The sequence below is a fragment of the Streptomyces eurocidicus genome (assembly GCF_002891295.1).
In the GTDB taxonomy this organism is placed as follows: Bacteria; Actinomycetota; Actinomycetes; order Streptomycetales; family Streptomycetaceae; genus Streptomyces; species Streptomyces eurocidicus.
Genome location: NZ_LGUI01000005.1, coordinates 375,467 through 398,630, shown reverse-complemented (window position 1 = coordinate 398,630; position 23,164 = coordinate 375,467). Strand labels below are relative to the sequence as shown.

Sequence of the window (23,164 nt, the reverse complement as noted above, 5' to 3'; positions counted from 1 at the left end):
CCGTATCCGAAGCACAAACCGGAGGCTGCCGGTGAGCACCATCACCACAGTGGACTGGGCCGAACTCTCCCCGGACGCCCTGCGTACCGTGGAGAGCTATGAGAGCCGATATGACACCCGGTTCAGTGACCTGGTCCATTTCGACTCGCAGGTGCTGAAGTCCCTGCACGCGCCGGGCATTCTGCCGGGCAACATACACATCGCGTCCGCCGAAGACCCCCGTGTGATCGAGCGAATGGCCACCGTCACGGCCATCGCCAACAGTCCCGCGCCCCGGGACGTGGACCGTGAGCGCTATCTGCGGGCACTGCTCGACATCTACGGCATGCTTGCCGTCCAGGTGATGGACGCCGCGTCCGTGCCGGGAGCGACCGTCATCGCCCCGGAACGCGAGGGGCGGATCCTGGCCGAGCTGCTCGATGTGCTGCCCCATCGTCGGGGCTGGACGCCGCAGGCGAAGCGCATGCCGGTGGACGGCGGCCTGCTCGTCGGCGTGGACGACCGGCTCCCCGCCCGGACCGACCGCTTGGTGATCGTCGACGGGGTGGTGGCCAGTGGCGTGACGCTGATGGCCGCGATGCGGCTGACGGCCCGGCCGGGGGCCGTGGTCGACGTCTTCACCTGCCACGCGACCGAGGAAGGTGCCCTCGCTCTGGCCAGGTTCGCGGAGCAGTCGGAGATCTCGCTGACGCTGCACGTCGGGCACGTGTCCGGGGTGCTCGACGAAAGGTTCTACTCGGTGGATCCCGCCGACCGGGCGTCCCTCATCCTCGGCGACATCGGCGACACCATCGGCCCGGTGGCACCGCCGACGCCGCCGGGAGCATCGCGGGAACGCCTGACGCCCCAGGAGCCGGACCAGGACGCGCCTCTGCTCGCCGCGTCGTTCCAGCAACCCGGCGACACCCCCGAGCGGTTGCGCCGCCAGATCGAGTTCGTGATCGAGGCCGACCGGCTCAAGAACGTCTTCCGGCAAAGCCCGCTCCTGGCGGCGGACCGCAAGGAGAACGACGCCGAACACTCCTGGCACCTCGCTCTGATGGCCCTGGTGCTCGCCGAGTACGCGGACGAGCCCGTCGACGTCGGCAAGGTCCTCGCCCTGGTCGTCGTTCACGATCTCGTGGAGATCTACGCAGGGGACACCTTCATCTACGACACCATGGCCGCCGCCGATCAGGACGTGAGGGAACAGCGGGCCGCGGAGAAGCTCTTCGCCGTCCTGCCCGCCGGCCAGGCCGAGCGGTTCCGGGCTCTGTGGGACGAGTTCGAAGCACGGGTGACCCCCGAGGCACGCTTCGCGAAGGCAATGGACCGGCTCCAGCCACTCCTGCTGAACTACGGCAATCGTGGTGGGACCTGGCGCACTCCAGGAGTCACGGAGGGCGACGTGCTCGCCCGGAAGTCCGTCATCGAGGACGCTTCGGCAGACCTGTGGCGATACGCGCAGGACTTGATCCGCACCGGTGGTGCCAACGGCTGGGTCCCCCGTACGGGTCCCGGGAACTGACAGAGAACGCCGGCGCACCCGGCCGCCCAGGCGGGGCGGGTGCGCCGGTCGCGGGCCGGCCTCGCCCAACATCGGAAAGACTCATGCGAGCAACATTCATCCATGCTCCCGGCGACATCCGGGTGGAGAACGTCCCGGACCCGGAGATCGTCAACCCGACCGACGCGGTCGTACGAGTGGTCGCCACCTGCGTCTGCGGCTCCGATCTGTGGGAGTACCGCGGCATCAGCCCCGTCGGCACGCCACACCCCATCGGCCACGAGTACGTCGGCGTCGTCGAGGAGACCGGCAGCGAGGTCACCTCCGTCAGGCCGGGCCAATTCGTCATCGGCTCGTTCTTCGCCTCGGACAACGCCTGCGCGATCTGCCGGGCCGGATACCAGGCGTCCTGCCCGGACGGCGAGTTCATCAACGGCTGCCAGGCCGAGTACGTCCGTGTTCCGCTGGCCGACGGCACGCTGGTGGCCCTCGACCGCCGGCCGGCCGAGGAACATATTCCCGGCCTGCTCGCCCTCTCCGACGTCGCGAGCACCGGCTGGTACGCCGCCGTGGCCGCGGGGGCCGGGCCCGGCGCCACCGTCGCGGTCGTCGGCGACGGTGCGGTCGGCCTCTGCGGAGTGATCGCCGCCAGGTGGCTCGGCGCCGAACGCATCATCACCATGAGCCGCCATGCCTCCCGCCGGAAGCTCGCCCTGGAACTCGGGGCCACCGCCCTCGTCGCCGAGCGCGGCGACGAGGGCGCGGCACGGATCAGGGAGCTGACCGGCGGCATCGGTGCCGACGCCGTGCTCGAGTGCGTCGGCACACCCGAGGCGATGCGGCAAGCCCTGCGCTCCGCCCGTCCCGGCGGCACCGTCGGGTTCGTCGGCGTCCCCCACGGCATCCGGATCGACGGCCGAGAGCTGTTCCGCTCGCAGGTGGCGCTGCGCGGCGGCCCGGCCCCCGTGCGCCGTTTTCTGCCCGGCTTGATCGAACAGGTCCTCGACGGCCGCATCGACCCCGGCAAGGTCTTCGACCTCACTCTTCCCCTCGACCACGCTGCCGAGGGCTACCGTGCCATGGACGAACGCCGCGCCGTCAAAACACTGCTCTATCCCTGACTACGGCTCGCCCCGCCGGACGGCCGCCCCGGGAACCGGTGACGGCGGAGGCCCGTCGTCTCGCGAGCTGTCAGACGCGTCTCACCGACTGTGCGGACTCCCCGGGACACGAGGCCCTGGCCTGCCTTGAGCGCTCTTCCTGGACGGTCTCTACGACCTGGTGCCCAGCGAGGGGCCGAGGACGAGTACGGGCACGTCCTCGGGGCCGTCGGTCCGGTGTGGCGGGGACACGGTCAAGGGGTCGCCGTGGGGGCGTCGAAGTCCCGCCGGCACCACGGATTGTCCGGGTTGACAGCGGTCTCAGGGCGTGGTCGTGGAGACCAGGTAGACCTTCGGATACTGCGGATTGTCCAGATTGACCGTGATCTCCAGGGACGGCTTGGGCTTGTCCTGCTCCAGCACCGTGCCCGACCAGTGGTGTCCGGCGCCGAAGTCCCAGCCGACCTCCGCCGCCTCCTCGGAGTCGACGGTGACCTCGCCCTCCTCCAGGTCGCCGAGGTTCCGGCCGGACTTGGCGAGGAAGTTCTCCAGCCCGTCGCGGGTGGTGGTGAACTGCACGTACAGCGAGCTGGCCTTCCACGAGTTGGTCTCGTAGGTGGCGACGTCCGCGGAGTACGGGGGGATCCACACCTCGTAGATGCGGCGCTGGAGCCGGGAGGGCCAGCCCTCCTCCAGGCCGACGGCCTTGGCCTGCTCCTTCTTGGACTCGCTGCCGCCCCGGCTCTGCATCGCGGAGATATAGAGGTAGCCGGCGGGGATGGCGATGAGCAGGAAGATGACGAGCGGCTTGACCCAGCGGTGCCGGCGGGGGGCGGCCGGCTGCTTCCGGTCCGGCCCCCGGTCGGCCTGTCCGGGCACGTCGGTGCGGTCGGGGTGGTCCATGGTGACCGTCACCCGCGGCCCGCGCGCGCGTAGCGCTCGTAGCGCTCCACGCGGCGCCGGTTGGCGCGGCGGAAGCGGCGGGCGACGAGCCGGGCCAGGTCGGCGGCGCCGACCATGCCGGCCTCGGGGCCGAGCTGTGCCTTGACGATACGGGCCTCCGGACGGTAGCCGCGGCCGGTGAGGTGGCGGCGGAAGGCGTCCCGGGCGGGGGCGATCAGCAGGTCGTCGGCGGCGCTGACGCCACCGCCGATGACGAAGCAGGACGGGTCCAGGGCGGCGGCGAGGTTGGCGATGCCGACGCCGAGCCACTGGCCGATGTCCTGGAGCAGCTCCACGCACATGGCGTCGCCGGAGCGGGCCAGCTCGGTGATGAGCGGTCCGGTGATCTCGGAGATGTTGCCGCCGACGCGGTCGATGATGCCGTACGCGACCGGGGACTCGGCGGCGGCCAGTTCGCGGGCCTCGCGGACCAGGGCGTTGCCGGAGCTGTACTGCTCCCAGCAGCCGCGGTTGCCGCACGGACAGCGGTGCCCGCCGGGGACGACCTGCATATGGCCGAACTCGCCGGCGACCCCGTACTTGCCCCGCTTGACCTGGCCGTCCTCCAGGATGGCGCCGCCGATCCCGGTGCCCAGGGTGATCATCACCAGATGGTCCTCGCCCCGGCCGGCGCCGAAGCGCCATTCCGCCCAGGCGGCGGTGTTGGCGTCGTTGTCGACCATGACCGGGACGGCGAGCCGGCCGGCCAGGCGGTCGCGCAGGGGCTCGTTGCGCCAGGACAGGTGCGGGGCGAACAGGACGCGGTTGCGGTCGGCGTCGACCCAGCCGGCGGCGCCGATGCCCACGGCGTGCACGTCGTGCCGGTCGGAGAGGTCCAGGACCAGCTCCGTGATCGTGTCCTCGACGACCTTGGGGCTCTTGGACTTGTCCGGGGTCTCCGTGCGGAGCTTCTCCAGGATGTTGCCGTCGGCGTCCACGACGCCCGCCATGACCTTGGTGCCGCCGATGTCGATGCCGACGGTGGGGACCCGGGGGGCGGTGAGGTGCGAGCGGCGCTCGCGGGTTCCGACGGTGCGGAGCACGGTGGCTCTGGCCGCGCCCCGGTGGAGCTCGCGGTACATGCTCATGACGCCTCCACGGTGTGGGGCCTGGCGGTACGGCTGCGTGCTCGCACGGTGTCGTCGTCCCCGCGGTGGTCTCTGGAGGGGGTCCCTCGATGGTTACGGTCGGTGCGATTGTGCCTCACCGGCGCGCTTGGTACCGCATCGCGGTGGCGCTCCCCCGGGGGCTCCCGGTCGCCGAAACGCCGGACGGGCCGGAAAATCCGGCCCGTCCGACGATCATGAAAAAGGGGGACGGGGGGCGTCAGCCCTCGTCGGTGGCGACCCGTTTGCCGCCGATCACGTCCGGGCCGGTCGCCCGCGCCAGCTCGTGGCTGAGCTGGTCGAGCTCGCTGCCGCCCGCCATCTGGCGGGTCAGCTCGTCCAGGGCGATCTCCGACTTGGCGTGGCTGCCGGCCATCCCACCGCGCTTGAGGAGCACGAAGCGGTCGCCGACCAGGTACGCGTGGTGCGGGTTGTGGGTGATCAGCACCACGCCGAGGCCCGCGTCCCGGGCCGCGGCCACGTACTTCAGCACCACGCCCGACTGCTTGACACCGAGTGCCGCCGTCGGCTCGTCGAGGACGAGGACCTTCGCGCCGAAGTAGACGGCGCGGGCGATCGCCACGCACTGCCGCTCGCCGCCGGACAGCGTCCCGATGGGCTGGTCGACGTCGCGCAGGTCGATGCCCATGCGCAGCAGCTCCGCGCGGGTGATCTCGCGCATCCGCGCGGCGTCGAGGCGCTTGAGGGGGCCGAAGCCCTTCGTCGGCTCGGAGCCGAGGAAGAAGTTCCGCCAGACGGGCATCAGCGGGACGACCGCGAGGTCCTGGTAGACCGTGGCGATGCCGCGGTCCAGGGCCTCGCGGGGCGAGCCGAGACGGGTCTCCTCGCCCTCGATCTCGAAGGAGCCGGCGTCGTGCTGGTGCAGCCCCGCGATGATCTTGATGAGGGTGGACTTGCCGGCGCCGTTGTCACCGAGCACACAGGTGATCTCACCCGCGTGGACCTCCAGGGAGACCCCTTCGAGGGCCCGGATGCTCCCGTAGAACTTGCTGACGTCCGTCAGCTTGACCAGAGCACTCACGAGTGCCTCCCGTTCTCCCCCGGAGCTGACGCCCGGGAGGTACCCCCGTCTCCGCCCACGCGGCGCGGAAGTGCGGCCATCGTGATTGCCTGCGGCCCGGCGGCCGCGCGTGCGTCGCTCACTTGCTCGCCTCCGCCCGCTTGCGGACCCATGCGTTCAGCAGCGTCGCCAGCAGCAGCATCGCGCCCAGGAAGAACTTGAACCAGTCCGGGTCCCACTGGGCGTAGACGATGCCCTTGCTGGTCATGCCGAAGATGAACGCGCCGACCGCGGAGCCGATGGCCGAGCCGTAGCCGCCGGTCATCAGGCAGCCGCCGATGACGGCCGCGATGATGTACAGGAGCTCGTTGCCCACGCCCTCGCCGGACTGCACCACGTCGTAGGACATCAGCAGGTGCTGTCCGGAGACCCAGGCGCAGAAGGCGACCGCCATATACAGGCCGATCTTGGTGCCCTTGACGGGGACGCCCACGGCGCGGGCCGCGTCGGAGTTGCCGCCGACCGCGAAGATCCAGTTGCCGGCGCGGGTGCGCAGCAGGATCCAGGTGGCCAGGGCTACCAGGCCGAGCCACCACAGGATGGTGACCTGGAGGTCGACGCCGCCGATCGTCAGGTGCGAGGCGAAGACCGCGCGGGCGGACTCGAAGCCCTCCATGTCACCGATGGTCTTGGTGGAGACCGTGCCGCTGATGAGCTTGGTGAAGCCCAGGTTCAAGCCGGTCAGCATCAGGAACGTGGCCAGCGTGATGATGAAGCTGGGCAGCTTGGTGCGGGTGAGGACGAAGCCGTTGAAGAAGCCGATGGCCAGCATGGTGAGCAGCGAGACGCCGGCGCCCACCCAGACGTTGGCCGTCATCTGGTAGCTGAACATCGAGGAGACCAGTGCGGCGCTGGTCACCATCACACCGGCCGACAGGTCGAACTCGCCGCCGATCATGAGCAGCGCCACCGGGACGGCCATGATGCCGATGGTCGAGGAGGCGTAGAGCACCGTCGACAGGCTGGACGCCTGGAGGAAGCTGTCGGCGACGGTCGAGAAGAAGACGAAGACCGCGGCGGCGCCGACGACCGCGCCGAGCTCGGGGCGGCCGAGCAGCCGGCGCAGGTGCGAGCGGTGCGCCGACCGGTCGGCGGCCGTGTCCTGGGCGGGTGCGGTCGCGGGCGCGCTCATCGCGTGCCCCGCTTGGTGAAGTCGGCGAGGATCTTGGCGTCGTCCTTGGTGACGATCTGCGGGCCGGTCAGGACCGGGCGGCCGCCGCCGAGCATGTCGCGGTTGTAGCGGTAGAGCCACAGCAGGTCGACGGCCTCGTAGCCCTGGAGGTACGGGTCCTGGTCGACGGCGAAGCCGAGCTTGCCGGACTGCAGGGCGTCGGCGACCTTGGCGTTGAGGTCGAAGGTGTCGACCTCGGCCTTGCTGCCGGCCTGCTCCGCGGCCTTGACCGCGGTGGGCGCGAAGGGGGCGCCGAGGGTGACGACGGCGTCGATGTCCTTGTCCGACTGGAGCTTCGCCTCGATGGACGACTGCACGTTGGGCATGTTGGTGCCCTCGACGTAGAGGTTCTGCAGCTCGCCCTTGAAGGACTTCTTCACGCCCTCGCAGCGCTGCTCGTGGCCGACGTTGCCCTGCTCGTGCAGGACGCAGACGGCCTTCTTCCTGCCGCGCTCGTTGAGCTGCTCGCCGACGGCCTCGCCGGCGATCACCTCGTCCTGGCCGATGTGGGTGAGCGCGCCGAACTCCTTGGACTTCTCGGAGCCCGAGTTCACCGTGATCACCGGGATGCCGGCCTTCTTCGCCTTCGCGATGACGTCCTTCATGGCGTCGGGCTTGGCGAGGGTGACGATCAGGCCGTCGACCTTCTGGTCGATCATGGCCTGGACGTTCTGGGCCTGCTTGTTGCCCTCCACGTCATGGGCGTAGAGGAACTTGATGTTGTCCTTGGCGGCCGCCTGCTTGGCACCGCTCTGGACGATGTCCCAGAAGGTGTCGCCATCGCCCGAGTGGGTGACCATCGCGAAGGTCCAGCGGGGCGTGTCCACCGCGGCGTGCCCCTGGGCCGCCTTGGCCGCCCGCTCCTCCGCGCGCTTGCCGCCCGTAGCGCTGCACCCCGCCAAGGAGGCGCCGAGCACCGCTGCCAGCACGGCGCTCACCGCACGTACGCCTGTCCGAAGCCTTGCCACGAGGAGTTGCCCTTCTCACTGTCTGTCACGGTGCGGCCGGGCCCCGGTCCTGCGGGCCCAACCGCCCAAGTATCCGTCACCATCCGTCACCGCTGACCGCGGGGGCTTTTGGGGGTACCTCTCCGGGCTGCTGTATGTGGGTGGATTTTTAGCGGCGCCCACCACACCGAGTCAAGACTTTGTCCGAACATTCTGACGACACAGAAGCCGCCGGGCCCGTCCGTGGCCGCCCCGGCGGGCCCGTCCGGCAAGGCTACGGGCGGACGAGCAGCTGGAAGTCGAAGGAGTAGCGCGAGGCCCGGTAGACGTGGGAGCCGAACTCCACGGCGCGCCCCGTGTCGTCGTACGTCGTCCGTTCCATGGTGAGCAGCGGCGCCCCTTCCGGCTCGCCCAGCAGTCCGCTCTCCGCGGCGGTCGCGGCGCGCGCGCCGACCGTCTGCCGGGCGCTGTGCAGGGTGATGCCGGCGGACCGGATCAGCCGGTAGAGGCCGGTCGCGGCCAGTCCGCCGCCGTCGAGGTCGAGCAGGCCGACGGGCAGGTGGTTGCGCAGATGCGCCATGGGTTCGCCGTGGGCGAGGCGCAGCCGCTCGACGAGCACCACCTCGGTGCCCTCGGGGACGCCGAGGGCCGCGGCGACGCGCGCGCCGGCGGGCTCGGTGGTGTGCAGCAGGACCCGGGTGGCGGGCTGCTGGCCGGCCGCCTCCAGGTCGTCGTAGAGGCTGCTCAGCTCCAGCGGGCGCCTGACCTGGCTGTGCAGTACCTGGGTACCGACGCCACGGCGGCGGACGAGCAGCCCTTTGTCCACCAGCGACTGGATGGCCTGCCGGACGGTGGGCCGGGACAGCCCTAGCCGCGCGGCGAGGTCGATCTCATTGCCGAGCAGACTGCCCGGGGCCAGGCCCCCCTGCTCGATCGCCGCCTCGAGCTGCTGCGACAGCTGGTAGTAGAGCGGTACGGGGCTGCTGCGGTCCAGGCTGAACTGGAGGGATCGGTGCGTCGACACGCTGGGAGCGTAACCGCGGGACCGGATGACGGGAAGTTCGGAGGTCAGGTTGTCCGGACATGCGCACTTCCCGGGGGCGGGCTGACCGATACGGGTGACGAAGCCGTCAACTCCGTGCCTTGCGGTCGCGTCTTGTGCAATACAGATGACAGTGGCGAAGTCCTATGGATTCCGGGATATTTCCGGTAATTCCTCTTGAGGGCTTGTCCATCCGCCGATGTCAGCTGCGTTCCGGGCACCGCGAGTGCCCCGAGGGAAGGGCCGGAGGGAGGGCGAGGCCGTGGAAGAGCTGGCTCTGGGGGTGGCGCTGGGCTTCAGCGCGGGGATCAGCCCGGGCCCCCTGCTCGCACTGGTGCTGTCCGGGACGCTGCGCGGCGGCCTCGGCGTGGGGCTGCGGGTGGCCGCGGTGCCCCTGCTCACCGATCTGCCGGTGATCGTCCTCTCCGTGACCGTGCTGGCCGTGCTGCCGGAGCGGGCGATCGCCGTCGGCGGGGTGCTGGGCGGCCTGTTCCTGGCCTGGCTGGCCGTGACGACGCTGCGCGAGGCGCGGACGGCCGAGGTGCCCACGGCGCGGGACACCGGGGAAGCGCGGGCCGCGGGGCGGCGGACCCTGTGGCAGGGCGCGCTGGTCAACCTGCTCAGCCCGCACCCGTGGATGTTCTGGCTGACGACCGGGGCGCCGCTGCTGGTGGCGGCCTGGCGGCACGGCCCGCCCGGCGCCGGCGGCTTCCTCTTCGGCTTCTACGCCCTGCTGGTCGGCAGCAAGGCCGCGCTCGCGGTGGCGGTAGCCCGGGCCCGCCACCGGATCGGCACCCGGGGCTACCGCCTGCTGCTCGGCGGCTCGGGGGTACTGCTGCTGGCGGCCTCCGGCTTACTGCTGGTGGAGTTCGGCTCCGCGCTGGCGGCGTAGTTCGCCTGGTCCTGTTGCCTGTCCGGTACCGACACGATCGAGCGACTTTGCCCGCAAAGCTCAACCTCGCTCCCGGTCTGACTCGTTTTTGTGTTTACCGGACACATTGACTGGGGGACCGAGCCATGAGCCATGGACACGGACACCACGACCCTTCGAGCGGCGGCCCGGCGGCCGTCCTCTCCCGCATCCGGCTGTACGACGAGCCGGCCGCCGGCGGCCACGACCGTCTCCGCCCCGTCCGCGACTGGGTCCGCGACCATGTCGCCCGGCCCCACCCGGACCTCGGCCGCAGGGGCGCGGTCTGCCCCTTCGTACCGCTCTCGCAGCGCCTGGGCCTGATCCGCTACGCCCTGGCCGAGCCCCTTGTGACCGACGAGGCCGGGCTGACCGCGGCGGTCGCCGCGCTCAAGGCGCACTGGCTGGCCATGGAGCCGCGCGGCGGGCAGCACACCATCGACAAGACGATCGTGCTCGTCCTGCCGGGGGCGGCGGCGGAGACCGTCGTCCGGGTGCACGACCGGGCCAAGCCCGAGTTCGTGGCCGACGGCATGATGCTCGGCGAGTTCTTCCCCGGACACCCCGGACCGGGGCTGCACAACCCCGATTTCCGGCCGTTGCACAGCGACACCCCGCTGCTCGTCGCGCGCAGCATGGTCACCAACGACCTGCCGTTCCTGACAGAGCGGCGCTATCCGCCGGCCCGGCGCGCCGGCTTCGTGGAGTCCTTCCTGGAGCACCAGCGGTCGGCGAGCCCGGACACCAGGATCCGGGCCCGGGAGGAGCTGGCCCGGGCCCGGGAGGAGCTGGCGCGGCCCGAGCCCCGGCCGCCGGACTGAGCGGGCGGCCCGGCGGGGGTCAGAAGCGGACCGGCAGCCGGTGCGGGCCGCGGATGAACAGGCCCTCGCGCCAGGGCAGGGCGTCCGGATGGGCGTCCAGGGCGAGGCCGGGGCAGCGCTCCAGGACGGTCCGGAGTGCGGTCCTGGCCTCCAGGCGGGCCAGCGGCGCGCCCAGGCAGTAGTGGATGCCGTGGCCGAAGGTGACGTGGCCGCGCGCGTCGCGGCGGATGTCGAAGCGGCCCGGGTCGGCGAAGCGGGCGGGGTCGCGGTTGGCGTCGGAGATGACGGGCAGGACGAGCTCGCCGCCGCCGGGTATCACCGTGCCGCCGATCTCGACGGGCTCGGTGGTGAAGCGGTACGTCGGGGTCTCCAGCGGGCCCTCGTAGCGCAGCGTCTCCTCCACGGCGCCGTCCAGCAGGCCCGGGTCGGCGCGCAGGGCCGCCAGCTGCTCGGGGTGCGTGAGCAGGGTGAGGACCGCGTTCGTGATGAGGTTCCCGGTCGTCTCGTGGCCGGCCACGAGCAGGATCCAGGCGGTGCCGAGGAGCTCCTCGGGCGAGAGCCGGTCGCCGTCCTCGTCCGTGGCGCGGACCAGGTCGCTCAGCAGGTCGTCGCCGGGCCGGGCCCGCTTGGCCGCGACCAGCTCCTCCAGATAGGCGTGCATCGCGCCGGCGGCGACGGCCTTCTCGGCCGCCGGCGCGGATCCGACGGCGGTGTTCGACCAGTCGCGGAAGGACTCCCGGTCCAGGGACGGCACGCCGAGCAGTTCGCAGATGACGCCCATGGGCAGCGGGAAGGACAGGGCGTCGACGAGGTCGGCGCGGCGGTCCGGCGCGGCCAGCATGGCGTCCAGCAGGCCGTCGGTCAGCTCCTGGACCCGGGGCGCCAGGGCGTCGACCCGCTTCGGGGTGAACTCCTTGGCGACGAGCTTGCGCAGCCGGGTGTGGTCCGGCGGGTCGAGGGTGAGCATGTGCGGGCCCGAGGCCACGGTCTTCAGCCCGAGCGACGGCGACACGCTCCGCCAGTCCTTCGACAGGCGGGGGTCGCTGAGCGCGGCCCGCGCCTCCTCGTAGCCGACGACGAGCCAGGCGACGGAGCCCTCCGGCATCCGTACGTGGTGCACGGGCCCCCGCTCCCGCAGTCCGGCGTAGACCGGGTGCGGGTCTCTGGCGAACGCGTCCCCCAACGCCGCCAGATCGACGGTCTCGCTCGTGTGCGCCCCCATGGCTCCCCCTCGCTCCGGAAGATCGTCCCCGGCACGACGGGTGGCCTCAAGAGCGATTTCCGGACACCTGTCCGGTAACCGGTGGGCCCGGTCTACGGGTACTCGGCGAGGTGGGCCACCCGGTGGCGCGCGTCGGAGGGACCGCCGGTGCCGTTGACGACGTGCCGGATCACCCCCTTGCCGCCGAGGGAGACGGTGACGAGGTGGTGGAGGCGCACCCCGGGCCGGTGGGGTGCCGCGAACGCGCGGTCGGCGACGACGCGCGGGTCGGCCGTGAAGTTGCAGTAGCTGCCGAGCCCCCATGCCTCGTGCCGGGTGACGCCGGCCGCGACCTCGTACGCCGGGTAGCCCCGGTGGGCGCCCTCCCGCCAGGCGGCCTGTCGCGGCGGGTCGTAGGGCAGCTCGTTCTGGAAGAAGTACGTCCGGCCGCGCTCGCCCCGCCAGAGCGTCTGGTGGCGCTGGTAGTGCTCGACGAACAGCCCGTACACCGTGACGTCGTCGCCGTTGACGATCAGCCCGTGGTCGGCGGTGTTGACGGTCCAGCCGACGCCGTCGCCGTGGTCGGCGCGCCACAGCCAGAGGTTGTCGCCGATCACGTCGGAGCTGTTGACGACCAGGCTGCGGGCGGCCCGGCCGGGGCCGGCGCCGCCGATCCGGAAGAAGACGTCGTGGAGGGAGACGGGGTCGGCGGCGTGCCGCCGCCGCGCGCCCGGCGGGCCGATCTCCAGCAGCGTGGGCGAGGCGACGGGCCCCGCGTCGATCAGCAGGCCCGCGAGCCGGACCCCGTCGACGTCGGCGACGGACAGCGCGGTGCCGCCGTGGTCGGGGACGAGCGTGGCGAGGCCGAGGCCCAGGACGACGGTGCCGGGGCGGGTGACGCGCAAGGTGCGGTCCAGGTGGTGGACGCCGGGGGTGAACAGCAGGTCCCGGCCGCGGTCGAGCGCCGCCTGGACGCCCGCCGCGCCGGCCCCGGGCCGCACGAGGTGGAACCGGCCGAGCGGGCGCGACTCCCCCGCCGGGCGGGCGCCGTGGGCCCAGGTGGTGCCCTGCCCGCCGGTGCGCAGGGCGGGCACCTGGACGCGGTAGGCCCCGGCCCCGTCGACGTACAGGAACGGCTTCTCGCGCACGACCGGTGTCCGGTCGACGCGGGTGTGGGGCGGCGTGGGGTAGCCGCGGTCCGAGGGGGCGTTCCGGACGCCGACGAAGACCATGTTCCAGGTGGCGCCGGTCCAGCCGGCGAACTCGCTGTCGCGGGTGAGCCATTGCTGCTGGGTGCCCGCCCGGACCCGGCCGTCGATCAGCGAGTCGGCGAGCAGGCCGCCGCTGGACCAGCCGCCGTCGTCCAGGAGGAGATCGCCGCGGACGTGCATGCGGCGGTACGGAGCGGCCTGCGAGACGGCCCAGCGGTCGGCGCCGGAGGGCGGGAGGACGGAGAGGTTCTCGGCCGAACGCCAGAAGTTCTGGGTGGCGTTGCCCTGGAACCAGTCGGCCTCGGCGCGCACCGCGCCCCGGACGAGGACGTCGTCCGGGGACCGCCCGAGGCCCGCGACCTGGGTGGAGAAGCCGACGTTGATATCCACGTCGTAGCTGCCCGGCTTGAACAGCAGCGCGTGGCGGCCCTCGCCGAACTGGGCGCGCTCCTGCCGCCGGAAGACCTCGTCCACCTCGCGCTGCACCACGGCCCTCGGCATCGACGGGTCGAAGACGTGGACGTTCGGGCCCAGGTCGGGGGCGTCGCCGGGGGCGCCGGCGCGGGGCGCGGCGGGGGTCTGGGCGAGGGCGAGGCACGCGGTGGCGGCCAGCAGGGCGGCGGTGAGTCTCACCCGGCCATGGAAGCCGAAGGTCCCGCCGCCGTGGCGGACGGCGGCGGGACCTTCACCCGTCGGTGTACGGACCCGCGGGCGGATGGTTCAGCGGGCGGGTCAGCAGGTGAAGTCGACCAGGTCGAAGGTCTCGTAGTGGTCGCCTGTGTAGTAGTCCTCGTGGGTCTGCTTCCCGGTGACGATCCGTCGGGCGCCGCGGTCCGGGGAGCCCGGGGTCGTGACCGTGTACTCGTGGTAGTAGCCGGAGGTCTGCTTCGGCAGGACGCCCTCGCGGTTGGTGAAGACGGTGCCGTCCTTCGGGTACGGGAAGGGGCCGCCGGCGTCGATCAGGCGGATGGTGTCGTGGGCCTGCGAGGGCAGGTCCGAGTAACAGATGTCGCCGACGGTCTTCACGGCGGCGGGGGCGGCCGCGACGGCGGCCGGGGCCGGGGGCGTGGCGGCCAGGGCGGGTCCGCCGAGGAGCAGGGCGGAGACGAGGGCGCCGGCCAGGGCGGTGCCCCGGACGAGGCGGCGGGAGCGGGCGACGCGTGGGGGGTTAGTCATGTTCATGACCACAAGGATGACGCGCGTAGCTACCGGTGAGTCAATATTGAACGGGCAATGTTTCCGGGAGGTTCACCGAGGCCGGCCGCCGTTCACCCGGAATCGACCGTTCGTCCTCTGCGGTTTTGCCTCAGAGGCAAAACCTTTGCCTCTGAGGCACAGCGGGTCTATACCGGAACCATGAGCCAGAGCACCCCGGCCCCACCGGACGGCGGCGGCCCCGGAGAGGACCTCCCGGCCGTCGCCCCCCGCCTGCGCGACCTGCGCCGCCGCAGCGGCCTGACCCTGGAGGCCGCGGCCGGGCGGGTGGGCCTGTCGCCCGCCCACCTGTCACGGCTGGAGACCGGCCGCCGCACCCCGTCGCTGCCGATGCTGCTGGCGCTGGCGCGTACGTACGGGACGACGGTATCCGACCTCCTCGGCGAGGCGATCCCGGAGCGGGACCCGATCGTGCGGAGCGACCGGATGGAGCCGCAGGAGGCCGGCGGCTGGACGTACTGGCGGGCGGGCGGCTCGGGGCGGGCCATGCAGGCCCTGCGGCTGCACGTGCCGCCGGGCGGGGGCGGCCAGGCGGAGCTGGTGCGGGTGCACCCGGGCGAGGAGTGGCTCTACGTCACGTCCGGCCGGCTGCGGCTGACGCTCGGCGAGTCCACCCACCTGCTGGACGCGGGCGACGCCGCCCACTTCGACTCGCTGACTCCGCACCGCATCGCCGCGGCCTCGCCCGGCGGGGTGGACCTGCTGTTCATGCACACGCTGATGCAGAGCGCCGCGACCGAGCTGTGCCTCGGGGGCGCGACGCCGACCCGGAGGGGAATGCCATGACACCCGTCAACGGACGCCTGGACGGACGCACCGGGGAACCCGCCGTCCGGCACATGAACGAGGAGGACCGGGCCCCGATGGGGATGACGGTCCGCGTGATCATCTACCTCGTGGCCGTGCACTTCTTCGCCGCCTTCCTCTTCCTCCTGTTCTATCTGGCCGGGGGGTGAGCGCGCGGCGCCCGGTTCTGGAAGGCTGGGCCGGGGGACGGCCCCCGCTCGGACGGCGGAAGGCGGATCGATGACGCGCACGGCCCAGGACGTACTGGCGGACGCGGCGCGGGAGCTCGCGCCCGCGCCGAACGCGACCGTCGAGCGGATCGCGGCGGGAGAGGCGCCCGTCGAGGTCCTCGCGACCCTCGCGCTGGAACAGCACCACGTCATCGTCGGCGACCGCCGCAGCTTCGCCCACCTCGCCGGGCGGGCCGGATCCCTGCCGGCCGTCGCCGCGTTCTTCGAGACCCTCGCGCGGGGCGAGGACTCGGCCCTGGGCCACCTCGGGGCGCTGGCCACCGCCTGCGGGCTCGACGAGGAGACCGTGCGGGCCTACGAGCCGCGGGCCGGCTGCCAGGCGTATCCGTCGTACGTGGCCCGGCTCGCGCTCGGCGCGGAGCCGGTGGACGTGGTCGTCGCCCTGTCCGCCAACTTCGCCGCGTGGTCCGGCTATTGCGCCACGGTCGGCCGGGCGCTGCGCGAGCGGTACGGCTTCGACGACGCGGCGTGCGCCTTCTTCGACCTCTTCGCCGAGCCGAAGCCGGGCGCCTCGGACGCGGTACTGGCCGCGGTGTCGGCCGGGCTGGCGGCGGGCCGGCTCTCCGAACCCTCGGCGCGCCGCTACGGCCGGCTGCTCCAGGACTACGAGTCGATGTTCTGGGAATCGCTCGCTGTACGGTGAACGCATGTCGTTCAGCGATCGGCCGTCGGTGGCCTACCGGACCGCGCTCCCCGCGGACTTCGAGGGCGTCGAGGCCCTCGACAACTCCTTCACGACCGGTTCCGTCCTCGAAGTGACGGCCACCGAGGAGGGGTTCCGCGTCCGCGCCGTGCCGGTCGACCCTCCGCTGCGGAAGGTCTACCCGTCCGAAGCGGAGGAGGAGGCGGGGCCCGGCGAAGACGAGGGGGCCGAGGGGGCCCGGACGGTCGTCGCCCACGACGCCGGGGGCCTGTGCGGCGCCGTCACGTTCGCCCACTCCGCCTGGAACCGCCGGCTGCTGATCTCCGACATCCGGGTGGCGCCGCACCGGCGCGGCCAGGGCGTCGGGGCCGCCCTGATGGACCGCGCCCTCGCGCACGGCCGGGAACTGGGGGCGCGCACCGCCTGGTTGGAGGTGACCAACGTCAACGCCCCGGCCGTGCGCGCGTATCGCCGGATGGGCTTCGCGCTGTGCGGCCTGGACACCACGCTCTACACGGGGACGGCGTCGGAGGGTGAGATCGCGCTGTTCATGAGCCGCCCCCTGTGACGGGCCGCGGCCCGTCACCGGGCCGGTCCGTCAGCGAGCCGTGCACGCGCAGCCGGGCCACGCCGCCGTCGGGGAGGACGTCGATCCGTACGTGCGTGGCGACCGGCCGGGCGGCCAGCGGGAAGCGGTGGACGGCGTCGGGCTGGAGGCGGGTGCGCGGGAGCACCTCGGTCCAGTCGGCTCCGGGGTCGGCGGGGTCCGCGCCGGCGGTGGCGTCGAGGATGGAGAGGGCGGCCCAGCCGGGGGCGTTGCCCTTGTAGCAGCCGGTGTCGATCTCGACGCCCCGGAGGGCGGCGCGGCCGGTGAGGCGGTAGCGGACCCAGTCGTGGCCGGTGTCGCGGCGGCGGCGGGTCTCCCAGCCGTCGCCCATCTCGCGGGAGCGGCCGGGCCGGATGCTGTTGAAGGGCGAGCTGTAGAAGCGGTCGGAGGCGTCCTCGACATGGCCCCCGTTCTCCAGCGCGGCGAGGTCGAAGACGCCGAGGGCGGCGAGCCAGGCGGGGTCGGGCACCGCCTCGCCGTGCACCCGCAGCCGGGCGACGCCGCCGTCGGGGTACTGACGCAGTCTCAGGTGGGTGAAGCGCTCGCGGGCGCCGACGGCGAAGGCGTTGGCGGCGTGCCCGCCGACCGGGGTGCGCGGTACGAGGACGGTCCACTTCACGTCCCCGGCGAGCAGTTCCTCGGGGGCGGGGGTGCCGGGCAGGGCGGCGGCCTCGACGGAGACGGCCTCGGGGTGGTTGCCCCGGAAGTGGGCGGTGTCGACGACGAGTCCGTGGACGCGGCCGGGGACGCCGAGCCGGATCAGCGCCCAGTCGTGGTCGCCGGGGGCGGGGTGCGGCGCGGCGGCCGTGGCGCCGCGCCTGCGGCGGGTCTCCCAGCCGTCCATGACCTTGCCCTTGTGGCCGAAGGCGCGCGGGTCGAAGCGGGGGGCGGTGGGCGTGATCAGGTTCTCGCGCTCGGCGAAGAACTCGTCGCTGGCGGCGACGACGGCGGCGCCCAGGTCGCGGTCGGCGAGGTCGGGGAGGTGCCCGAAGGGGACGGGCGCGGTGCGGTAGTCGGCGTACGGGTCGCCGCCCGCGTACGGTTCCGCGTTGCCGGCGAAGGAACGGGGCGGGGCGTCTTCGGCGGAGGGGCGTATCTCGGTCATGTGCCGCGCTGCCTTTCGAGGAGGAGGCCGGTGGGTTCGGCGAGGGCGCCCGGCCCCGCGATCCGGCGGCCGCGCAGCCAGGTGGACCGGACGACGCCGAGCAGTTCCCTTCCGGCGTAGGCGGTGCCGGGGTTGCGGTGGTGGAGCGCGGCCGGGTCGACGGTGAAGGGTTCTTCGGGCGCGAGGACCGCGAAGTCGGCGTCGCGGCCCGGGGCGATGGCGCCCTTGCGGTGGAGTCCGGCGAGGGCGGCGGGGGCGGCGGCCATCCAGTGGGCGACGTCCCGGAGGGTGTGGCCGCGGCGGCGGGCCGCGGTCCAGACGGCGGGGAGGCCGAGCTGGAGGGAGGAGATGCCGCCCCAGGCGGTGCCGAAGTCGGGGACCTTGAGGTCGGGGGTGCAGGGCGAGTGGTCGGAGACGACGCAGTCGAGGGTGCCGGCGGCGAGCCCCGCCCAGAGGGCGTCCTGGTTGGCGGCCTCGCGGATGGGCGGGCAGCACTTGAACTCGGTGGCCCCGTCGGGGACCTCCTCGGCGGTGAGGGTCAGGAAGTGCGGGCAGGTCTCGGCGGTGACGCGCACGCCGTCCGCCCTGGCCCCGGCGAGCAGCGGGAGGGCGTCGGAGGACGACAGGTGCAGGACGTGGACGCGGGTGCCGCGCCGCCGGGAGACGGAGATCAGGCCGGCGACGGCGTCGTTCTCGGCGGCGCGCGGGCGGGAGGCGAGGAAGCCCGCGTAGCGCCGGCCGTGGGGCCGGGGGGCGCGGTCGAGGTGGGCCGGGTCCTCGGCGTGCACGATCAGCAGGCCGCCGAAGCCGGCGAGCTCCGCCGCGACGGCCTCCAGGTCGCCGGGGCCGAGGGCCGGGAACTCCTCGACGCCGGAGGGCGACAGGAAGGACTTGAAGCCGAGGACGCCGGCCTCGTGGAGGGGCCGCAGGTCCGCGAGGTTCGTGGGGAGCGCGCCGCCCCAGAATCCGACGTCGACGTGGACCGCGCCGCGTGCCACGTCCCGTTTGACCCCGAGGTGCTCGACGGTGGTGGTCGGCGGGAGGCTGTTGAGCGGCATGTCGACGAGCGTGGTGACGCCCCCGGCGGCGGCCGCGCGGGTGGCGGTGCGAAAGCCCTCCCACTCGGTGCGGCCCGGGTCGTTGATGTGCACATGGGTGTCGACGAGGCCGGGGAGCAGGGCGTCGTCCCCGAGGTCCTCGGTCACGGCGCCGGGCGGCGGGTCGCTGTCGTGGGGCAGGACCGCCGCGATCCGGCCGGCGGCCACGGCGACGGAGGCGGCGCGGGTCCCCTCCGGGGTGACGACGCGTGTGGAGCGCAGCACCAGCTCCACCGGTTCTGGGGACACGCCTTCTCCTCTCCCAGCGGTTCCCGGTGACTACCGGCGATCCCAGTGATGACGAGCGAGATGTTTTTCAACGTTCTGTTGAACGGCGGTGTGGGCAGTCTTCAGCCGGGCCCCGCACCCGTCAAGACCTCCGGACCGCCCCCGCCCCTCCTGCGGCTTTCCAGAGGACAGAAATGGGATTTCTTCTGACGGAAGGTGGCGAACAGGGGTGGCGACGGGCCGGTAGGCTTCTGCCACCCGTCCCGGAAGGACCCCGAACGTGCCCTCGCCCACCGAGCCCCGAACCGCCTCACCCACTGGCGGTGTCCAGTCCCTGGAGCGCGCTTTCGACCTCCTGGAGCGGATGGCGGACGCGGGCGGCGAGGTAGGGCTGAGCGAGCTCTCCGCGAGCAGCGGGCTGCCGCTGCCGACCATCCACCGCCTGATGCGCACGCTGGTGGCCTGCGGCTACGTCCGCCAGCACCCCAATCGCCGGTACGCCCTGGGCCCCCGTCTGATCCGCCTCGGCGAGAGCGCCTCCCGGCTGCTCGGCACCTGGGCCCGCCCGCACCTCGCGCGGCTGGTCGAGGAGACCGGCGAGACCGCGAACATGGCGCTGCTCGACGGCGACGAGGTCGTCTACGTCGCCCAGGTGCCCTCGCGCCACTCGGTGCGGATGTTCACCGAGGTCGGGCTGCGGGTGCTGCCGCACACCACCGGGGTGGGCAAGGCGCTGCTGGCGCAGAGCCCCGACGACGAGGTCCGCGCGCTGCTCTCCCGTACGGGCATGCCCGCCGCGACCGAGAAGACGATCACCACGCCGGAAGGCTTCCTGGACGCGCTGACCCGGGTGCGCGAGAGCGGCTACGCCGTGGACGACAACGAGCAGGAGATCGGGGTCCGCTGCCTCGCGGTCCCGGTGCCCAACGCCCCGACGGCCGCCGCCATCTCCATCTCGGGCCCGGCGGGCCGGGTCACGGACGCGGCCACGGAGCGGATCGTGCCGCTGCTCCAGCAGGTGGCGGCCGAGCTGTCGGTGACGCTGGCCAACACGTCCGCCTGACGCGGGTCGCCGGCCGCACTGCCGCGCCGGCCGTCGGCCACGCCCCACAGCAGGTGCGCGAGGCCGCTCTCCCCCGCCCGTACGGTCCCGCCCGTACGCTCCGCGCGTCAGCCCCCTTCGCGGGGGTCCGGCACCCGGAACGGCTCCTCCCCCGGCGTCCCGCCGAAGCGGTCGACCGCGGCCCTGACCTCGCCGAGCGCGGGGGCCAGGGCGCTCACCGAGCCCAGGGCGCCCGCGACCAGGAGCAGCGCCCGGCGCAGCCGGGGCACCTCGGGCTCACCGGCGCGCGCCATCGCGTCGAGGGCGGCCAGCTCGTCCTCGGCGGCGTCGCGGTCGGGTAATACGGCAGGGTGCCCGGCGAGCGCCCGGCGCAGCCGGGACACCGCGTCGCACAGCTCGTTCACCCTCGGGTCCTCGCCGACGCGATCCACACGCTCCTCTTCCGCCACTCCGGCGCCCTCCGCCACGACCTTCCCCCTCCCACCCGCTAGCGCGGATCAGTTAACGCACTTTCCGTACCTCGCGCTACACGCACGGCGAAATCAAGTCCGTACTCCGCACGCACGGGTGATGCGGCCGCCGCGCCCCGCCCCGCCGATCGATGCGGTATGCAGGGGCCATGACGCGCACCACGGCCACGACATACCGAGCCGCCTCCGGGGCGGCGCCCGTCGCCGGACTGCTGCTCGCGGCGGGCGGCGGCAGACGGCTCGGCGGCCGGCCGAAGGCGCTGCTGGAGCACCGGGGGCGGCCGCTGGTGGAGCACGCGGCGGCGATCCTGGCCGAGGGGGGCTGCGCACCGAGGTACGTCGTGCTCGGCGCGGCCTCCGAGGAGGTCCGGGCGCGCTGCCGGCTCCCCGGCTGTGAGCTGCTGGACAACCCCTCCTGGGCCGACGGCATGGGCTCCTCGCTGCGCGCGGGGCTCGCCGCGCTGACCGCCGGGGACGCCCCGGCGGTGCTGGTGACGCTCGTCGACCAGCCGCGCGTCGGCGCGGTGGCGGTGGCCCGGCTGCTGGCCGCGCACCGGGCCGGCGCGGGCCTGGCGGCGGCCTCGTACGGCGCGGAGCGCGGCCACCCGGTGCTGTTCGCGCGCGAGCACTGGGCGGGCGTGGCCCGCGCGGCCACCGGCGACCGCGGCGCCCGCGACTATCTGCGGGCGCACTCCGCGGAACTGACGCTCGTGGAGTGCGGGGACGTCGCGGACCCCGGCGACATCGACACCCCGGACGATCTGCGGCTGCTCGGCTGACGTGCCGGGCCCGGGTACCCGCCCGGCGGCCGGCAGACACGTGCCCGGCGGCCGGGGGTGGCACGGGGAGCCGGAAACCGTTCCCCGACGTCACCGCCCCATTGATGTTCCACCATGAGAAAACTATTCTCCACTGACGATCAGCCGGGCGGCACTCCGTGCCGCCGTGCCCGAGCACCGCTGAAGGAGTGAGCGCCCATGCCCGCACCAGCGCCGTCCCCGCTGGCCCTCGCCGACGCCCCGCCCGTCGCCCGGCAGTCGGAGGTCCTGACGAACGGGGCGCTCGCCTTCCTGGGCGAGCTGCACCGCCGGTTCACCCCCCGCCGTGACGAACTGCTGGCCCACCGGGCCCGGCGCCGGGCCGGGATCGCCCGCACGGGCACCCTGGACTTCCTCCCGGAGACCGCTCACATCCGCGAGGACCCCGACTGGCGCGTCGCCCCCGCACCCGCCGCGCTGGCGGACCGGCGGGTGGAGATCACCGGCCCGACCGACCGTAAGATGACCGTCAACGCCCTCAACTCGGGCGCCCGCGTCTGGCTCGCGGACTTCGAGGACGCCTCCTCCCCCACCTGGGAGAACGTGGTGCGGGGGCAGCTCAACCTGGTGGACGCCTTCGAGCGGCGCATCGACTTCACCGACGAGCGCGGCAAGTCCTACGCCCTGCGGCCCGCCGAGGAGCTGGCCACCGTCGTCGTCCGGCCGCGCGGCTGGCACCTCGACGAGCGCCACCTCACCGACGGCGAACGGGCCGTGCCCGGCGCGCTCGTGGACTTCGGCCTGTACTTCTTCCACAACGCCCGGCGGCTGCTGGACCTCGGCAAGGGCCCGTACTTCTACCTGCCCAAGACCGAGTCCCACCTGGAGGCCCGGCTGTGGAACGACGTCTTCGTCTTCGCCCAGGAGCACCTCGGCATCCCGCGCGGCACCGTCCGGGCGACCGTCCTGATCGAGACGATCACCGCCGCGTACGAGATGGAGGAGATCCTCCACGAACTGCGCGAACACGCCTCCGGGCTGAACGCGGGGCGCTGGGACTACCTCTTCTCGATCATCAAGAACTTCCGTGACGGCGGCGAGCGGTTCGTGCTGCCCGACCGTAACTCCGTGACGATGACGGCGCCGTTCATGCGCGCGTACACCGAACTCCTGGTGCGCACCTGTCACAAGCGTGGCGCGCACGCGATCGGCGGGATGGCGGCCTTCATCCCCTCCCGGAAGGACCCCGAGGTCAACCGGGTGGCCTTCGAGAAGGTGAAGGCGGACAAGGACCGCGAGGCGCGGGACGGCTTCGACGGCTCCTGGGTCGCCCACCCGGACCTGGTACCCGTGGCCCGCGCCTCCTTCGACGCGGTCCTCGGCGACCGGCCGCACCAGAAGGAGCGGCTGCGCGAGGACGTCCGGGTGACGGCGGATCAGCTCCTCGCCGTCGACTCGCTGGAGGCGAAACCCACCCACGAGGGGCTGCGCAACGCCGTGGCGGTCGGCATCCGCTACATCGAGGCGTGGCTGCGCGGCGTGGGCGCCGCCGCCATCTTCAACCTGATGGAGGACGCCGCGACGGCCGAGATCTCCCGCTCGCAGATCTGGCAGTGGATCGACGCGGGGGTCGTCCTCGACACGGGCGAGAAGGTGACCGCGGAGCTCGTCCGGCGGGTCGCGGCGGAGGAGCTGGGGGCGGTGCGCTCGGAGACGGGGGAGGCTTTCGCGGCGGGGCGGTGGGGGGAGGCGCACGATCTGTTGCTGCGGGTGGCTCTGGACGAGGACTACGCGGAGTTCCTGACGCTGCCGGCGTACGGTCTGCTGCGGGGCTGAGGGCCTTTCCCCACCCCGCCCCTTCCCGAACCGGGGCTCCGCCCCGGACCCCGGTCCTCAAACTCCCCCAGCTACCGCTGGGAGGTG

The 23,164-nt window shown here is 73.1% G+C and carries 23 protein-coding genes; 11 read left to right on the top strand and 12 right to left on the bottom strand.

Going from position 1 to position 23,164, the window contains the following annotated elements; all coding sequences use genetic code 11:
* Positions 1–31: 31 nt before the first annotated feature.
* Together AF335_RS35770 and AF335_RS18660 are read left to right on the top strand one after the other, a co-directional pair.
* Positions 32–1,507 (top strand): HD domain-containing protein, encoded by a 1,476-nt coding sequence (locus AF335_RS35770; protein WP_244927085.1) that lies wholly within the window; start codon positions 32–34, stop codon positions 1,505–1,507.
* A gap of 83 nt (positions 1,508–1,590) precedes the next feature.
* Positions 1,591–2,607, top strand: coding sequence for a zinc-dependent alcohol dehydrogenase family protein (locus AF335_RS18660; RefSeq protein ID WP_102919525.1), 1,017 nt, complete (start codon positions 1,591–1,593; stop codon positions 2,605–2,607).
* Between the two features lie 300 nt (positions 2,608–2,907).
* Here AF335_RS18660 and AF335_RS18655 read toward each other — a convergent pair whose 3' ends face one another.
* From AF335_RS18655 to AF335_RS18630, 6 genes are all read right to left on the bottom strand, one after another.
* Positions 2,908–3,489 (bottom strand): hypothetical protein, encoded by a 582-nt coding sequence (locus AF335_RS18655; RefSeq protein WP_221505582.1) that lies wholly within the window; start codon positions 3,487–3,489, stop codon positions 2,908–2,910.
* Between the two features lie 8 nt (positions 3,490–3,497).
* Complete coding sequence (locus tag AF335_RS18650; RefSeq protein ID WP_102919524.1) at positions 3,498–4,616, bottom strand: ROK family glucokinase; 1,119 nt, start codon at positions 4,614–4,616, stop codon at positions 3,498–3,500.
* A gap of 238 nt (positions 4,617–4,854) precedes the next feature.
* The gene (locus AF335_RS18645) at positions 4,855–5,676 is read right to left on the bottom strand and encodes an ATP-binding cassette domain-containing protein (protein ID WP_102919523.1); all 822 of its coding nucleotides are present in this window, start codon (positions 5,674–5,676) and stop codon (positions 4,855–4,857) included.
* A gap of 118 nt (positions 5,677–5,794) precedes the next feature.
* Positions 5,795–6,847, bottom strand: coding sequence for an ABC transporter permease (locus AF335_RS18640; RefSeq protein WP_228773550.1), 1,053 nt, complete (start codon positions 6,845–6,847; stop codon positions 5,795–5,797).
* Entirely contained in the window at positions 6,844–7,854 is a 1,011-nt protein-coding gene (locus AF335_RS18635) for a sugar ABC transporter substrate-binding protein (RefSeq protein WP_102919522.1), read from the bottom strand. The genes AF335_RS18640 and AF335_RS18635 overlap by 4 nt, the downstream gene beginning before the upstream one ends.
* A gap of 253 nt (positions 7,855–8,107) precedes the next feature.
* Positions 8,108–8,827 (bottom strand): GntR family transcriptional regulator, encoded by a 720-nt coding sequence (locus AF335_RS18630; RefSeq protein WP_102919689.1) that lies wholly within the window; start codon positions 8,825–8,827, stop codon positions 8,108–8,110.
* Positions 8,828–9,137: 310 nt separating this feature from the next.
* On the opposite strand from AF335_RS18630, the gene AF335_RS18625 reads away from it, so the two are divergent.
* Both AF335_RS18625 and AF335_RS18620 read left to right on the top strand, forming a co-directional pair.
* Positions 9,138–9,767 carry a LysE family translocator gene (locus AF335_RS18625; protein ID WP_170127743.1) on the top strand — a complete coding sequence of 210 codons (630 nt, stop codon included), beginning with the start codon at positions 9,138–9,140 and terminating at the stop codon, positions 9,765–9,767.
* Positions 9,768–9,892: 125 nt separating this feature from the next.
* On the top strand, positions 9,893–10,606 hold the full coding sequence (locus AF335_RS18620) for a DUF6875 domain-containing protein (protein WP_102919520.1): 714 nt from the start codon (positions 9,893–9,895) through the stop codon (positions 10,604–10,606).
* Positions 10,607–10,625: 19 nt separating this feature from the next.
* On the opposite strand, the gene AF335_RS18615 is transcribed toward AF335_RS18620, so the two are convergent.
* From AF335_RS18615 to AF335_RS18605, 3 genes are all read right to left on the bottom strand, one after another.
* Positions 10,626–11,828, bottom strand: a complete 1,203-nt coding sequence (locus AF335_RS18615; protein ID WP_102919519.1) for a cytochrome P450 family protein — start codon at positions 11,826–11,828, stop codon at positions 10,626–10,628.
* A gap of 92 nt (positions 11,829–11,920) precedes the next feature.
* Positions 11,921–13,630 carry a coagulation factor 5/8 type domain-containing protein gene (locus AF335_RS18610; protein ID WP_228773562.1) on the bottom strand — a complete coding sequence of 570 codons (1,710 nt, stop codon included), beginning with the start codon at positions 13,628–13,630 and terminating at the stop codon, positions 11,921–11,923.
* Between the two features lie 120 nt (positions 13,631–13,750).
* Positions 13,751–14,194 carry a guanyl-specific ribonuclease gene (locus tag AF335_RS18605; protein ID WP_102919688.1) on the bottom strand — a complete coding sequence of 148 codons (444 nt, stop codon included), beginning with the start codon at positions 14,192–14,194 and terminating at the stop codon, positions 13,751–13,753.
* A 180-nt stretch (positions 14,195–14,374) separates the two neighbouring features.
* Here AF335_RS18605 and AF335_RS18600 point away from each other — a divergent pair, with 180 nt between their 5' ends.
* The 4 genes from AF335_RS18600 to AF335_RS18590 all read left to right on the top strand — a co-directional run bounded on the left by AF335_RS18600 (position 14,375) and on the right by AF335_RS18590 (position 16,481).
* Positions 14,375–15,019: a helix-turn-helix domain-containing protein gene (locus AF335_RS18600; protein ID WP_102919517.1), complete on the top strand. Its 645-nt coding sequence runs from the start codon at positions 14,375–14,377 to the stop codon at positions 15,017–15,019.
* Positions 15,016–15,189: a DUF6126 family protein gene (locus AF335_RS34725; protein ID WP_170127725.1), complete on the top strand. Its 174-nt coding sequence runs from the start codon at positions 15,016–15,018 to the stop codon at positions 15,187–15,189. The genes AF335_RS18600 and AF335_RS34725 overlap by 4 nt, the downstream gene beginning before the upstream one ends.
* Positions 15,190–15,259: 70 nt before the next feature.
* A complete protein-coding gene (locus tag AF335_RS18595; RefSeq protein ID WP_102919516.1) occupies positions 15,260–15,913 on the top strand; it encodes a thiaminase II/PqqC family protein in 654 nt (217 codons plus the stop codon).
* A gap of 4 nt (positions 15,914–15,917) precedes the next feature.
* The gene (locus AF335_RS18590) at positions 15,918–16,481 is read left to right on the top strand and encodes a GNAT family N-acetyltransferase (protein WP_102919515.1); all 564 of its coding nucleotides are present in this window, start codon (positions 15,918–15,920) and stop codon (positions 16,479–16,481) included.
* Here the strand turns inward: AF335_RS18590 and alc are convergent.
* Together alc and allB are read right to left on the bottom strand one after the other, a co-directional pair.
* The gene (alc, locus tag AF335_RS18585) at positions 16,462–17,625 is read right to left on the bottom strand and encodes an allantoicase (RefSeq protein ID WP_102919514.1); all 1,164 of its coding nucleotides are present in this window, start codon (positions 17,623–17,625) and stop codon (positions 16,462–16,464) included. The two genes, AF335_RS18590 and alc, sit on opposite strands and share 20 nt — an antisense overlap.
* The gene (allB, locus tag AF335_RS18580) at positions 17,622–18,971 is read right to left on the bottom strand and encodes an allantoinase AllB (protein ID WP_102919513.1); all 1,350 of its coding nucleotides are present in this window, start codon (positions 18,969–18,971) and stop codon (positions 17,622–17,624) included. The genes alc and allB overlap by 4 nt, the downstream gene beginning before the upstream one ends.
* 259 nt (positions 18,972–19,230) lie before the next feature.
* On the opposite strand from allB, the gene AF335_RS18575 reads away from it, so the two are divergent.
* Complete coding sequence (locus AF335_RS18575) at positions 19,231–20,013, top strand: IclR family transcriptional regulator (protein ID WP_102919512.1); 783 nt, start codon at positions 19,231–19,233, stop codon at positions 20,011–20,013.
* Between the two features lie 107 nt (positions 20,014–20,120).
* Here the strand turns inward: AF335_RS18575 and AF335_RS18570 are convergent, their stop codons facing one another.
* Positions 20,121–20,444 carry a DUF5955 family protein gene (locus AF335_RS18570; RefSeq protein ID WP_244927083.1) on the bottom strand — a complete coding sequence of 108 codons (324 nt, stop codon included), beginning with the start codon at positions 20,442–20,444 and terminating at the stop codon, positions 20,121–20,123.
* 188 nt (positions 20,445–20,632) lie between these two features.
* On the opposite strand from AF335_RS18570, the gene AF335_RS18565 reads away from it, so the two are divergent.
* Positions 20,633–21,262 carry a nucleotidyltransferase family protein gene (locus AF335_RS18565; RefSeq protein ID WP_102919510.1) on the top strand — a complete coding sequence of 210 codons (630 nt, stop codon included), beginning with the start codon at positions 20,633–20,635 and terminating at the stop codon, positions 21,260–21,262.
* Positions 21,263–21,460: 198 nt separating this feature from the next.
* Positions 21,461–23,077: a malate synthase A gene (gene aceB / locus AF335_RS18560; RefSeq protein WP_102919509.1), complete on the top strand. Its 1,617-nt coding sequence runs from the start codon at positions 21,461–21,463 to the stop codon at positions 23,075–23,077.
* Positions 23,078–23,164: the final 87 nt, after the last annotated feature.

Bases quoted from the DNA above. Each gene is read 5' to 3' on its own strand.
- AF335_RS18660 (WP_102919525.1), top strand. From the start codon at position 1,591: ATGCGAGCAACATTCATCCATGCTCCCGGCGACATCCGGGTGGAGAAC.
- AF335_RS18655 (WP_221505582.1), bottom strand. From the start codon at position 3,489: ATGGACCACCCCGACCGCACCGACGTGCCCGGACAGGCCGACCGGGGG.
- AF335_RS18650 (WP_102919524.1), bottom strand. From the start codon at position 4,616: ATGAGCATGTACCGCGAGCTCCACCGGGGCGCGGCCAGAGCCACCGTG.
- AF335_RS18640 (WP_228773550.1), bottom strand. From the start codon at position 6,847: ATGAGCGCGCCCGCGACCGCACCCGCCCAGGACACGGCCGCCGACCGG.
- AF335_RS18620 (WP_102919520.1), top strand. From the start codon at position 9,893: ATGAGCCATGGACACGGACACCACGACCCTTCGAGCGGCGGCCCGGCG.
- AF335_RS18615 (WP_102919519.1), bottom strand. From the start codon at position 11,828: ATGGGGGCGCACACGAGCGAGACCGTCGATCTGGCGGCGTTGGGGGAC.
- AF335_RS18605 (WP_102919688.1), bottom strand. From the start codon at position 14,194: ATGACTAACCCCCCACGCGTCGCCCGCTCCCGCCGCCTCGTCCGGGGC.
- AF335_RS18600 (WP_102919517.1), top strand. From the start codon at position 14,375: ATGAGCCAGAGCACCCCGGCCCCACCGGACGGCGGCGGCCCCGGAGAG.
- AF335_RS34725 (WP_170127725.1), top strand. From the start codon at position 15,016: ATGACACCCGTCAACGGACGCCTGGACGGACGCACCGGGGAACCCGCC.
- AF335_RS18595 (WP_102919516.1), top strand. From the start codon at position 15,260: ATGACGCGCACGGCCCAGGACGTACTGGCGGACGCGGCGCGGGAGCTC.
- AF335_RS18590 (WP_102919515.1), top strand. From the start codon at position 15,918: ATGTCGTTCAGCGATCGGCCGTCGGTGGCCTACCGGACCGCGCTCCCC.
- alc (WP_102919514.1), bottom strand. From the start codon at position 17,625: ATGACCGAGATACGCCCCTCCGCCGAAGACGCCCCGCCCCGTTCCTTC.
- AF335_RS18565 (WP_102919510.1), top strand. From the start codon at position 20,633: ATGACGCGCACCACGGCCACGACATACCGAGCCGCCTCCGGGGCGGCG.
- aceB (WP_102919509.1), top strand. From the start codon at position 21,461: ATGCCCGCACCAGCGCCGTCCCCGCTGGCCCTCGCCGACGCCCCGCCC.